We start from the raw sequence: 13278 nt of genomic DNA, 5'->3' as shown, positions 1-13278 counted from the left end.
TTTCTAGCTTCAGAAGAAGAATTAAACACAAAGAAAGATAAAAAAGACTTAAAGAAGCTATATAATAAATTAAGAAAAGAAGCTAGGAAAAACACTAACACTCAGGGTAAAAAATCTAAAATTAGTTATGAAATAGATGATGGGCCAATAGAAGATGTAGAGTTGCCAAGCCCAGAAGCACTTGTTGAAGCGGCTAAAGTGGTTTTAAATCAATTTCCATATGAAGAGATTGAAGGATATGCAACAACTAATAACCCGAATCCTTATTCTACAAATCATGAAATGATTAAAAACGATTTTTCGGATTTATCTGATTCACAGCTTGAAACAAATACAACTATCATTGATGATTATTATTCCGATAACTTAGACTATATGGTGCTGAATGAGATAGCTATAAACCCACAATTATACAATCATCTTGGGACTAATAAATATAAACAAGGAGTAACTATTGGTGATGTTTGGAATGAGATTGTAGTTACGACCTGTACACTATCTTTTACATACGATTACGGACTTGTTCGACCGGCTATTTCATATTTTTTGGCTACACCAATCGCATATTTTTCAGCAGAAAGTAAATATCCTAATCTTGGAGGGAGTAATGACAGGAGAGATGCATACAGACATATGTTATGGAGTTCCTTATTAGCACAGTATTATTTTACAATATCTTCTAAATCTAAGGGGTTTAATTTTTCAAAATTGGTCACAGACCTCAGAGAAGGCAGCATTTGTGGAACGGGAAACCCTATTGATGGTAAAGCAATGGATCTTCATAACAATTTTATTGGCAGGAAAATATGGAGCGATGGAACTGACTATTTAAAAGTATTTGGTATAACAATAGGTTTAATAAAATCTTCTACATCACAATACAAAATACGTATTTATAATATAGTTGAAAGGGAAAGTTGTTATATTGTAAAAACTAATAAAGATAATTCTAATTTTGATTATAGTAAGGAAGAGGTTTATTCAATAATTCAACAAGAAAACATTAATACACCAGTTTATTTTATTGACCCAATAGCACCTGTAAGCTATGTCGGAAGCATTGAATTAGAATATTATGAGTGTGATGATAACGAAGGTGATTTTATACCGAAACGAAGAAGAAAAACTACGAACGCATTTGGTATAGTACCAGATGAAACTGGTGATTGTTTTCGAGAAATAATGGTGTACACTCCTGTTTACCCTTGCTACAAGACTGAAGACCCTAACTATAACCCATATTGATTATGAAAAAACAAAATATAATAGTTGTCTTAACTTTATTTATTTTAATTTCTTGTTTGAAAGATGAAGATAGAGTGCGTTATGGTTTTACTATAGCATTTTGGAACTATACAAACGAAGTTTATGACGCCAAAATGATTATTGGTGGAATGAAAAATGGAATATTTATTCCAACAGATTCAATTAGTGTAAATAAAATTAAATTGGGTGGGGATATTCATCCGTATTATTTCATAAACGAAAATAGATGGAAACCTAACCTTGATAAAATAAGAACTATTCCATCAGAACGCTGTTATTTTATGCTAAAGTTATCTAGTCAAAGAGAAGAAATGATTAAAAAATATGAGCAACAAGAACTAATGAGTATGTTATTGCCGAGTAGTGATACTTTTATTGATGATTATGGGCGATTATTAATTTCAATTAGAGATAATCAAATAACAGGTAGAGCAGCTAAAGAATAATAATTAAACAAAATATTTAGTTCAAACTTATTTTTAATACATTTTGGAGTTTCTAATAAATATAAATTGCTAAAAAAAAGAAAAATGAAAACAAAAATTTTAATGGTAGCTATTGCACTAATTTTTATTAGTTGTTCTAGCTCAAAAGAAGAGTCAACAGACCCAGTAGTAGGAATTTGGAAGTTGAACTCAATTACAATGCTAGGTCAAGAGTTTATTAATAATTGTAAATTAAAAGACAATATAGAGATACGTTCAAATAAAACTTTTACAATAACTTCTCATAACTTAGACGATAATTGTGCTATAGAAACTGCTTCTGGTAATTGGGTTTCAGTTTCAAATGATAAATATAATTTTAGCGCTGCAGGAGATACTCAAACGTTTACATTGGTGTCAGATAATATGCTTACTTTTAGTTTTGTGCAAAATTCAAATACCGTTGTGTATACATATATAAAATAATAATTTAATTTAAAGCCTCCAGATATTGGAGGCTATTTTTATGGTTTTACAATCAAAGATTCTTTTAAATCAATAATTTTATCATCTTTAACCCCTAAATAACGTCGGCTTCCTAAATATCTATTGGTGTTAAATTTATCGTAGTGTTTTTCGTTTTCGTTTACAGAACTTAAATGTACATTACTCGCAGAATGAATAAACTCTCCTTTTCCGTTTCCTAACCAAATTCCAACATGTGTAACTCGCATTTTTTTACCATCTTTTGCTGGTGTCCCAAAGAACATTAAGTCGCCTTTTTCCAACCCTTCAAATTTCAACTCTTCATCTACAACTTTACCTGCAGTAATTTGTTGTGATGCGTCACGCGGAATTACAAATCCGTTCATTAAATATACTGTTTTTGTAAAACCACTACAATCATTTCCTTTAGGTGAAGTTCCGCCCCATAAATAAGGAACACCTAACATTGTTTTTGCAGATGTTTCTATAAATTCTGCATTTGCAGGATTCTTTTTTAACCAAGAATTGTACAACACAGCTTCCGATTTATCTAGAAAACCAGTTCTTCCATCAGGATATTCCACTTCGTAAAAAGAATCGTGTTCTTTTTTTATTGCTAAAATTCCGCCAAAAGCAATATCAGAAACTCTGGTAGACTTTGCGTTTTTTTGTTCATAAACATATCCTGAGTTTTTTGTGTAAATCAGTTTGTCTTTTTTATTCCAATTTTGCAAATCTTCGGCAGTCATTCTTTCAATTCCGCCACCATCAACCCAAGAAATATAATTATCTGGAGTTTGCACTCTGTACCAACTTCCTTTTTTGTCTAATACTTTTAGTTCCATTCCTAACAAACCTTGCGTTCCTAATTCAGACGAATGTCTTGGATACGTTCTAATGTTAATTACAGAGTTGTTTCCTAATGCAAATTTTCTGTTTCCAACAGCGGAATCTGGTAGAATTCTTACTTCATTTTTAAAGGAAATATTTTTTATTTTTAAACTATCAATTAAAAGATCTAAAGCTTTTTTTGTGGTCGTTTCTCCTTTTAAAACAAGCGTATTATTTTCAGTTTCAAATTTAATATCAAATAATTCTACACGTTTATCTGGAGCAAGTTGTTGCTTAATGTTTGCGTGAATTGTTTCTAAATCTGAAACAGAATTTGAGGTGTCGTTACAAGAAATAAATACTGTAAAAATTAGAACAAAAATAATTTTAATTGATTTCATCTGAATGATTTTTTTGCTAATGTACAAAATCGTTAAATTATTCAAATTGATTTATCGAATAATCTTATATTTGGGGATAACCATTTTTTTAATGACACACCAAAACAATTTAGCGTACGCAAAACAACAAGATACAGAAGATAAATTGTCGCATTTACGTGATCAATTTCACATTCCGAAAGATAAAAACGGCAATGATTGGCTATATTTTACAGGAAACTCTTTAGGATTGCAGCCAAAAAATACGCAAAAATACATTCAACAAGAATTAGATGATTGGGCAAATTACGGCGTAGAAGGTCATTTTGAAGCGAAAAAACCTTGGGTAAAATATCATGAGTTCTTAACAGAATCAATGGCAGAAATAGTTGGCGCAAAACCAATAGAAGTAGTTGTGATGAATACTTTAACAACCAATTTGCACTTGTTAATGGTGTCTTTTTATCAGCCAACAAAAACCAAATATAAAATTGTAATTGAAAGCGATGCTTTTCCTTCGGATCGATACGCGGTACAATCGCAACTACAATTTCACGGATTTAATTCAGAAGAAGGATTGATAGAATGGAAACCAAGAAAAGGAGAAGATTTATTAAATATTGACGATTTAGAAACCATCGTTTCTGAACAAGGTGATGAAATTGCTTTGCTATTAATTGGCGGCGTTAATTATTATACGGGACAATCTTTAGATTTAAAAAGAATTGCAGAAATAGGTCATTCAAAAAACTGTTTTGTCGGAATTGATTTAGCACACGGAGCAGGAAATATTTCTCCAGATTTACATAATTCTGGAGTTGATTTTGCAGCTTGGTGTACGTATAAATATTTAAATGCTGGTCCAGGAAGTTTAGGTGGATTATTCGTCCACGAAAAACACGCTCATAATAAAGAATTGCCACGTTTTTCTGGTTGGTGGAATCATAACAAAGAAACACGTTTTAATATGCGTCAACCATTTGATGTAATGCCAGGCGCAGAAGGTTGGCAATTGTCCAATCCGCCAATATTATCAATGGCAGCTATTCGTTCATCACTTGATTTATTTGATAAAGTGGGAATGGACGCTCTGCGTCAAAAATCAGAAAAATTAACGGGTTATTTTGAGTTTTTAATTAATGAAATCAATTCTGATGATATCAAAATTATCACACCAAGTAATCCGAAAGAACGCGGTTGTCAATTATCAATTCAAGTAAAAAATGCCAATAAAAGCTTACACAAAAAATTAACTAAAAATAATGTTATTACAGATTGGCGAGAACCCGATGTAATTCGTTGTGCACCAGTTCCGATGTATAATTCATTTGAAGATGTGTATAGAATGGTAAAAATCCTATCCCTAGCCCTTTCCGAAGGAAAGGAACTCATGCCGATAAATAATAAAGAAAAATAATTTTGAATACGAATAAAGAAATATCAAACAATAACAAAAAAAACCTTTCCTCTAGGAAGGGTTGGGATGGGAATAAGATCTTGATAATCGGAGCTGGATTATGTGGTTCATTGTTGGCACTTCGTTTAGCGCAAAGAGGTTTTAAAGTTGCCGTGTACGAAAGTCGTCCAGATTTAAGAATAACCGATATTTCTGCTGGAAGAAGCATCAATTTAGCATTATCAGATCGTGGATTTAAAGCCTTGCGTTTGGCAGGAGTTGAAGAAAAAGCGAAAGCAATTTGCATTCCGATGTACGGACGTTTAATGCACGACACAAAAGGAAATACATTTTCGTCGAATTATTCTGGTAGAAATGGAGAATATATCAATTCGATTTCTCGTGGAGATTTAAACGGAATTTTATTAACAGAAGCAGAAAAGCACGAAAATGTAACCATTCATTTCAATTCAAAATGTGTTTCTGTAGATATTGAAAACACAAAAGCTACTTTTGAAAACTATAATAATAAAGTAGAATTTTCTGTAAATGCAGATGTTATTTTCGGAACAGATGGCGCAGGTTCTGTTTTGCGAAAAAGTTATTATTTAGAAAGAAAATTTTTGTTTAGTTATTCTCAAAATTATTTATCACATGGATATAAAGAATTAGAAATTCCTGCTGATAAATACGAAAAACATCAAATAAGTAAAGATCATTTACACATTTGGCCACGTGGCGATTACATGTTAATTGCATTGCCAAATATGGACGGAAGTTTTACTGTAACATTATTTTTAAGTTATGATGAAGGCGAATATAATTTCAATAATTTAACTTCCGAAGAAAAAATTACAGCGTTTTTTGAAAATGAATTTCCGGATGCCTTGGCGTTAATTCCAAGTATAAAAGACGAGTTTTTAAACAATCCGGTTGGCGCTTTAGGAACTGTAAAATGTTCGCCTTGGTCTTATCAAAATAATACTATTTTAATGGGCGATGCCGCACACGCAATTGTTCCGTTTTATGGGCAAGGAATGAATGCTTCTTTTGAAGATGTTACTGTTTTTGATGAAATTTTAAATCAAGATTTAGATAATTGGGAAACTATTTTTAAAGCGTATGAGAAAGCAAGAAAACAAGATACAGACGCTATTGCAGATTTAGCGATTGATAATTTTCATGAGATGAAAAATCATGTTGCAAATCCGTTATTTAAGCAAAAGCGAAAAATAGAAATGGATTTGGAGAAAAATTTTCCAACTGAATATTTTTCAAAATATTCTATGGTTACTTTTAATGAAAATATCAGTTATGATGAAGCAATGAAAAAAGGACGTGCACAAGACAAAGCATTGTTAAATATGATTGCTGATGATGATATTTCGACTTCGCTCGATATGACAAAAGAAGAATTACAAATCGTTTTAGAAAAAGTGAAGCAAGAAACAAACGAAATTTTAGAAGAAGATAGAATCGCAGAATTATAAATGAAAAAATACATCGTATTACTAAGAGGGATTAACGTGTCGGGGAAAAATAAACTTCCGATGGTCGAATTGCGAGAACTCTTAAATGATTTACAGTTTCAAAATGTAAAAACCTATATTCAAAGTGGAAATATTATTTTAACTTCTGATGAAAGTAAGATGGTAATCTGTCAAAAAATAAAAGATGGAATTTTTGTTAAATTTGGATATGATGTTCCGGTTTTAGCAAGAACAATTTCTGAATGGGAAAAGGCAATAAAAAACTACCCTTTTTCAGTAGAAAATGAGAAAATAGTAGCATTTACTTTTTTAGAGAAACCGGTTGATGTAGAAACAATTGAAGTAAACGGAATAAAAGAAGATCAATATAAGATAGAAAAAGACGTTATTTACTTGTATTGTCCGTCAACGTTTGCTGACACAAAATTAAGTAATAACTTATTTGAAAGAAAGTTAAAAGTAACAGCCACAACACGTAATTTAAGAACAACATTAAAGTTGTTAAAATTGGCTAAAATCAAATAATTGTCTCCTCGAGCGCAGTCGAGAGGCTTTTAGAAGTAATAAATAATAAATAGGTCTCGACTGCGCTCGACCAGACAAAACAATGGAAGAAAAAAAAGTAACACCAAGAGGCGCATATCCACATGTAAAAGTTGTAGGAGATTTTATTTTTGTATCAGGAACTAGTTCCCGAAGAGCAGATAATACAATTGCTGGAGTTGATATTATTGACGAAATGGGAACTAAATATTTGAATGCTGAAACACAAACCAAGGAAGTCTTAAACAATATTGACAAGAACTTACAAAAAGTAGGAGCATCTTTAAAAGACGTTGTAGATGTTTCTACTTTCTTAGTTAATATGAATGATTTTGCAGGATATAATAAAGCGTATGCCGAGTTTTTTGACAAAGAAACTGGACCAACAAGAACTACCGTTGCTGTGCATCAATTGCCACATCCAGATTTGGTTGTGGAAATTAAAGTGACGGCTTATAAGAAACAATAAAATAAAATGTCTCCTCGAGCTCAGTCGAGAGGTTATTAAGTGAATGAAAATTAAATAGGTCTCGACTTCGCTCGACCTGACAAACGTAGATAAATGATTAAATTCTTCCGGAAAATCCGTCAAAATCTCCTTATGGAAAACAAAACACGCAAATACATTAAATACGCAATTGGAGAAATTGTATTGGTGGTTATTGGTATTTTAATTGCATTGCAGATTAACATCTGGAATGAACAAAAAAAAGAACAAAAAATAGTCAAATCTTATTTAAAGAACCTTGTAGTGGATTTGAATGAAGATATTAAAATGACAGAAAACTTGATTCAAATTATAAAGTATAAAGTTTATTATATAGACAAGCTTGCAACGTTTTTTAGAAACAAAGAGATAAATGAATTGGATAATTTAGAGGTGTTTTATGAAGCTTATGACAATTATGGATATCGCCCTTTTACTTGGTATAAAAGTACAATAGATGAAATAAAGAATTCGGGGAGTTTAAAATTGATTAAAAATGATTCGCTACGGAAACAAATAAATCAATATTATGCTTTAACAGATCATTTAGATCAGGACTTTATTAATGATAGTGAAACAGCAACATCATTACGTACATCTTTATTTAATATTGTAAATACAAATTACCCTAACCGAAAAGATCTAATAGATACCTTAAATCTATCCTACAGAAAAAGTGATAAATCTATATTTACAAACTCCAAAGTTTATAAAGAGGCAAAAAAAAACAATTTTAAATTGCTTACAAATGATATCAATGATATTCATGTGTTTGTAAATAACTTATTTAGATATAATGGTTTATTGAACGTTAGGTATAAAAGCGAGTTTCCTAGATTAATAAAAATGGGGAAAAATATAATTGAATCTGTTGAAAAAGAATACAATGATTAAATTCTTCAGACATATCAGAAAGTCATTACTTATGGAAAATAAAACATCTAAGTATTTTAAATATGCAGTTGGTGAGATTCTATTAGTAGTTATAGGTATTTTAATAGCATTACAGGTAAGTAATTGGAATGAAAATAGGAAGTTACAAGAACGAGTCAATAATTTTTACCCAAAATTAAAATTACAGATAGAAAAAAATATTAAAAAAGTTGATATGTATTTGTACGAAGTAGATTATCAATTTAAGGTAGCGAAAAGGAATATAAATCTTCTGGGTAGTAAAAAAAGTGAAATAACCTTGTTAAGGTTAGATTCATTAATTATTTTCACAGGGATAGATTATCATCTAAATTTAGATATGATTACTTTAAATGAAGCTAGATTAAACGAAAATTTATCACTTATAAAATCAGACACTTTAAGAAAAACTATATATACTTTTATTAAACTTAATGATGATATTATTGAAAGAGAAAAAATTGTAAATGAAGATTTAAAAAATGAGTTAAAACCATTTATAAACAAACATTTTAATCTTAGAAACTTATTTAATGTTTTAGGGTATAGTGGGTTAAGTAAATCTAAAGTATATAAAGATGACAATGAAAAGATTATAGATAATCAAGAGTTTGAAAACCTTATTGTTACCAGAATCATGTATATAGAAGATGTATTTGTTTTGTATTCAGATGCATTAAGTATTTTAGAAATAATTAATGATTTATTAGAAAAAGAAATTAAAAAATAGAATGATTAAATTTTTAGGCTAAAATGAACATCCAAAACTACATCAATGGAAAATTCGTAAACCCAATAAATGGAGAGTATATTGATAATTACAATCCTTCAAACGGAGAAATCTATGGGCAAATTCCGAATTCAACTACAAAAGATGTTAATGTTGCCTATCAAGCAGCAAAAGATGCATTTCCTAATTGGTCAAACTCAACATTAGAAGAACGAAGCAGAATTTTGATTAAAATTTCTGAATTATTAGAAGCAAATTTAGAACGTTTTGCAATGGCAGAATCTAAAGACAACGGAAAGCCATTAAGTTTAGCTAAACAAATTGATATTCCGAGAGCTGCAAGTAATTTTCGTTTTTTCGGAAATGCCATTACTCAGTTCGCTTCAGAATCTCACGAAAGTGTTGGATTGAATGCTGTAAATTTTACGTTACGTCAACCAATCGGAGTTGTAGGTTGTATTTCTCCTTGGAATTTACCCTTGTATTTATTTACGTGGAAAATTGCGCCAGCAATCGCTGCAGGAAATTGCGTTATCGCTAAACCGAGTGAAGTAACTCCTATGACCGCTTATTTATTAGGAGAAATTTGTACAGAAGCTGGTCTCCCAAAAGGCGTTTTAAATATTGTTCACGGTTTGGGAACCACAACAGGTCAAGCAATTGTTGAGCATCCAAATATCAAAGCGATTTCATTTACTGGCGGAACTCAAACAGGAGCACACATTGCCAGAGTTGCAGCGCCAATGTTTAAGAAATTATCGTTAGAATTAGGAGGTAAAAACCCGAATATCATTTTCGCAGATTGCGATTATGACAAAATGTTAGAAACCACGGTTCGGTCTTCTTTTGCCAATCAAGGTCAAATTTGTTTATGCGGAAGTAGAATTTTTGTGGAAGAAACTATTTATGAAAAGTTCAAGAAAGATTTTGTGCAAAAAGTAAAACAATTACAAGTTGGTCATCCATTGGATGAAGCTACAAATATTGGAGCATTGGTTTCGAAACCTCATTTAGAAAAAGTAGAAAACTACATCAAAATTGCAGAAGATGAAGGCGGAAAAGTGTTGTGTGGAGGACTAGAGGTAACTGTTCCTGGTTTTGAAAACGGCTATTATTTACAACCAACAGTAATTGAAGTTCAAGATAATTCATGTCGTATCAACCAAGAAGAAGTATTTGGTCCAGTTGTTACGATGATGTCATTTAAAACAGACAAAGAAGCGTTACATTTAGCAAATGATGTAAAGTATGGCTTGTCTGCAACCTTATGGACAAACAATTTAAATAGAACCATGCAGTTTTCGAAACAATTACAAACTGGAATTGTTTGGGTAAACACGTGGATGTTACGTGATTTACGAACGCCTTTTGGTGGTTCAAAAGCATCTGGAGTTGGGCGAGAAGGCGGTTTTGAAGCTTTGCGTTTTTTTACTGAATCAAAAAATGTGTGTATTAAATATTAAAAAATTGAAGGATTTAAAAATTAAAGGATTGATTTTCAGTTTTTGAATCATTGAATCTTTAAATAAAAATAAATGAACTTAGAAATACAAAACAAAAACGCTTTAGTTTGCGGAAGTACACAAGGAATCGGAAAAGCATCTGCAATAGCATTGGCTGCAGAAGGAGTAAATGTAACTTTGGTGGCAAGAAATGAAGACAAATTAAAAGCAGTTTTAGCAGAGTTACCGAACAACAATCAATGTCATAGTTATTTGGTTGCCGACTTTTCGAATCCACAAGAATTGAAAGAAAAAATTGAAGCTTCTGCGTTGCAATTTCATATTTTGGTAAACAATACTGGCGGTCCGGCTGGTGGACCAATTTTTAACGCTAAGTTAGAAGAATTTGAGAGTGCTTTTACGCAACATTTAAAATGTAATCACGTATTGGTGCAAGCGGTTGTTCCGTTTATGAAAACTAAATGTTTTGGTAGAATTATCAATATTATTTCAACTTCTGTAAAGCAACCATTAGATGGTTTAGGAGTTTCAAATACCATCAGAGGAGCTGTGGCAAGTTGGTCAAAAACATTGGCAAATGAATTGGGTGAATTCGGAATTACAGTAAACAATGTTTTGCCAGGAGCAACAGGAACAGAGCGTTTGAATGAAATTATTAAGAATAAATCAGCGAAGTCAGGAAAATCTTTTGATGAAGTTGCAGAAGCAATGAAAAATGCTTCTCCAGCAAAACGTTTTGCAAAACCAGAAGAAATTGCAAATGCTGTAGTGTTTTTAGCAAGTGAAAAAGCAAGTTTTATCAACGGAATAAATGTTCCGGTTGATGGAGGAAGAACAAAAAGTTTGTAAATTGAACGAAATCTCGCGTTAGGGATTGAAGCGGCATCCTTTTTATGTCAGTTTGTAAAGAGCGTCATTACGAGTAAAACGAAGTAATCTCTTTATAAATTTGAGATTGCCACAGAAAGTGAAAAACTTTCTTCGCAATGACCATAAAAAGATATAGCAGAAAGCCCGACCTTTAGGTAACGCCCAAAAAAAAGAATAAAGAATAGAGAAAAAAGAGTTGAGATAGTTTTAACTGAAATCTTATCTTTTGATTCTAACAATCTAAATATCCAATAATTTAAAAATCTATAAAAATGAATTTAGTACAACCTTTAAATTTTAAAAAGTGGATTGATGAACATCGTCATTTATTAAAACCACCAGTTGGAAATAAATGTGTTTGGGACAACGGAGAATATATTGTGATGGTTGTTGGTGGTCCAAATGCTAGAAAAGATTATCATTACAACGAAACGCCAGAATTCTTTTATCAGGTTGAAGGAGATATGGTGTTAAAAATTATGGTGGATGGAAAACCGCAAGATGTAGAAATTAACGAAGGTGATATTTATTTATTGCCAGCAAAAGTGCCACATTCTCCGCAACGCAAAGCAAATACAGTTGGTTTGGTAATTGAATATCCACGTTCTAAAGGAATGTTAGATGCGTTGGAATGGTATTGTGAAAACTGTGGAAATCAATTGTATAGAGAGAAATTTGCGTTGGATAATATTGAAACCGATATGCCACTAATTTTTGACACGTATTATTCTGATAAAGAGAAATGTACCTGTTCTAATTGTGGAACGGTAATGGAAGCACCCAGAAAAATTAAATAAATTTGTTTGTCATTACGAGGAAGTAATGACGAAGTAATCTCACTATAAAATAAAAAGATTGCCACGGCTAAAGCCTCGCAATGACAGAAAGAATGGAAAAAAGAAAATTACGTATTAACGGACATTCACATTTATTACCCTACCCAGAAGAGATTCCGCAGTTTATGAAAGACAAAGGAATTTTTTGGGTGGATAAAGACCGTAAATTTATGCTTCAAAAAGATTGGAGCAGACCAGTTACAGATTCTAGTTTTTTCTTAGATGAAAAATTAGAATGGATGGAGCGTTTTAAGATTGACCACGCAGTTGTATTGAATTTATCTCAATTGTACGGAAATGGTTTGCGTGTTGAGGAAATGAAACAAGCCTTGCGCTTTCAAAATGATTTTAATGCGAGAATTCAGCAAGAAAATCCGTCTAAATTTACTTGTGGGTTTGTGGTTCATCCAGGATTTGTTCAAGGAGCTTGTTGGGAAATTGAGCGTTGTGTAGAACAATTAGGAATGCGTTTGTTGTGTTTGCCAACACATTATATGGATACAATCGGAACATGGCGCTGTATTTTTGATGAAGAAAATGAACCAATTTTTGAATTAGCAAGCAAGTATAACTTAGCGGTAGAAATTCATCCGTATGACGGAGAAAAATTCATCAAATTAGAAAATACTTCTTGGCGTTTTCATTTAATTTGGATGTTGGCACAATGTGCAGATGCATATCATTTTTTAACCTTAAATGGATATCAAGATAAATACCCAGGAATGCGCGTTTGTTTTGCGCATGGCGGACAATTAGCACAAATAAATTTAGGGCGTAGAATTCAAGGTTTTGACGGAAGGCCAGATTTATTTGAAGGAAAAACACATCCACGAAAAGCAGTTGGACATAAAAATATTTTCTTTGATACGTTGGTGCACGATACTGGCGGATTGCAATTATTGATTAAGAATCAAGGTTCAAAACAAGTGTTAATGGGCTTAGATGATCCGTATCCGTTAGGAGAAATGGAAAGTGAAATACAATCTTCCTATCCAGGAAAAATTTTAGATTTAGCGATTGAAGAAGGCATTATCAACGAGACAGAAAGAGATGAAATTTGGGATGATAATGTGCTACAATGGATTTTTGGAGATGATGAAAAAGGAAAACAAGAATTGGTTAAAAAGATTTTATCTTAAATAAAAAAAGCCTCGCAATTGCGA

At 31.7% G+C, this 13278-nt stretch carries 14 protein-coding genes; 13 read left to right on the top strand and 1 reads right to left on the bottom strand.

Annotation, left to right across the window (positions count from 1 at the left end):
- The first annotated feature begins 162 nt into the window (after positions 1–162).
- From ABDX67_RS06080 to ABDX67_RS06070, 3 genes are all read left to right on the top strand, one after another.
- On the top strand, positions 163–1245 hold the full coding sequence (locus ABDX67_RS06080) for a DUF6973 domain-containing protein (protein WP_347174073.1): 1083 nt from the start codon (positions 163–165) through the stop codon (positions 1243–1245).
- Between the two features lie 2 nt (positions 1246–1247).
- A complete protein-coding gene (locus tag ABDX67_RS06075) occupies positions 1248–1712 on the top strand; it encodes a hypothetical protein (protein ID WP_347174072.1) in 465 nt (154 codons plus the stop codon).
- Between the two features lie 84 nt (positions 1713–1796).
- A complete protein-coding gene (locus tag ABDX67_RS06070) occupies positions 1797–2177 on the top strand; it encodes a lipocalin family protein (RefSeq protein ID WP_347174071.1) in 381 nt (126 codons plus the stop codon).
- A 38-nt stretch (positions 2178–2215) separates the two neighbouring features.
- Here ABDX67_RS06070 and ABDX67_RS06065 read toward each other — a convergent pair whose 3' ends face one another.
- The gene (locus ABDX67_RS06065; RefSeq protein ID WP_347174070.1) at positions 2216–3409 is read right to left on the bottom strand and encodes a C40 family peptidase; all 1194 of its coding nucleotides are present in this window, start codon (positions 3407–3409) and stop codon (positions 2216–2218) included.
- A gap of 91 nt (positions 3410–3500) precedes the next feature.
- Here ABDX67_RS06065 and kynU point away from each other — a divergent pair, with 91 nt between their 5' ends.
- The 10 genes from kynU (at position 3501) to ABDX67_RS06015 (ending at position 13254) form a co-directional block, all read left to right on the top strand.
- Complete coding sequence (gene kynU, locus ABDX67_RS06060) at positions 3501–4805, top strand: kynureninase (RefSeq protein WP_347174069.1); 1305 nt, start codon at positions 3501–3503, stop codon at positions 4803–4805.
- 77 nt (positions 4806–4882) lie between these two features.
- Positions 4883–6274 carry an FAD-dependent oxidoreductase gene (locus tag ABDX67_RS06055; protein ID WP_347174289.1) on the top strand — a complete coding sequence of 464 codons (1392 nt, stop codon included), beginning with the start codon at positions 4883–4885 and terminating at the stop codon, positions 6272–6274.
- Positions 6275–6799, top strand: coding sequence for a DUF1697 domain-containing protein (locus ABDX67_RS06050; protein WP_347174068.1), 525 nt, complete (start codon positions 6275–6277; stop codon positions 6797–6799). It abuts the gene before it with no gap.
- An 82-nt stretch (positions 6800–6881) separates the two neighbouring features.
- A complete protein-coding gene (locus ABDX67_RS06045) occupies positions 6882–7286 on the top strand; it encodes a RidA family protein (protein WP_347174067.1) in 405 nt (134 codons plus the stop codon).
- Positions 7287–7418: 132 nt separating this feature from the next.
- Positions 7419–8198: a DUF6090 family protein gene (locus ABDX67_RS06040; RefSeq protein WP_347174066.1), complete on the top strand. Its 780-nt coding sequence runs from the start codon at positions 7419–7421 to the stop codon at positions 8196–8198.
- Complete coding sequence (locus tag ABDX67_RS06035; RefSeq protein WP_347174065.1) at positions 8191–8946, top strand: hypothetical protein; 756 nt, start codon at positions 8191–8193, stop codon at positions 8944–8946. Before ABDX67_RS06040 ends, ABDX67_RS06035 begins: the two co-directional genes overlap by 8 nt.
- 23 nt (positions 8947–8969) lie before the next feature.
- Positions 8970–10409 carry an aldehyde dehydrogenase gene (locus ABDX67_RS06030; RefSeq protein WP_347174064.1) on the top strand — a complete coding sequence of 480 codons (1440 nt, stop codon included), beginning with the start codon at positions 8970–8972 and terminating at the stop codon, positions 10407–10409.
- A 72-nt stretch (positions 10410–10481) separates the two neighbouring features.
- A complete protein-coding gene (locus ABDX67_RS06025; protein ID WP_347174063.1) occupies positions 10482–11258 on the top strand; it encodes an SDR family oxidoreductase in 777 nt (258 codons plus the stop codon).
- Between the two features lie 293 nt (positions 11259–11551).
- The gene (locus tag ABDX67_RS06020; RefSeq protein ID WP_347174062.1) at positions 11552–12076 is read left to right on the top strand and encodes a 3-hydroxyanthranilate 3,4-dioxygenase; all 525 of its coding nucleotides are present in this window, start codon (positions 11552–11554) and stop codon (positions 12074–12076) included.
- Positions 12077–12168: 92 nt separating this feature from the next.
- Positions 12169–13254, top strand: a complete 1086-nt coding sequence (locus ABDX67_RS06015) for an amidohydrolase family protein (RefSeq protein ID WP_347174061.1) — start codon at positions 12169–12171, stop codon at positions 13252–13254.
- The last annotated feature ends 24 nt before the right edge of the window (positions 13255–13278 follow it).

The sequence above is a fragment of the Polaribacter uvawellassae genome (assembly GCF_039748955.1).
GTDB lineage: Bacteria > Bacteroidota > Bacteroidia > Flavobacteriales > Flavobacteriaceae > Polaribacter > Polaribacter uvawellassae.
Note: the sequence above shows the minus strand (reverse complement) of the source record. Positions and strands in the feature narration are given on the sequence as shown.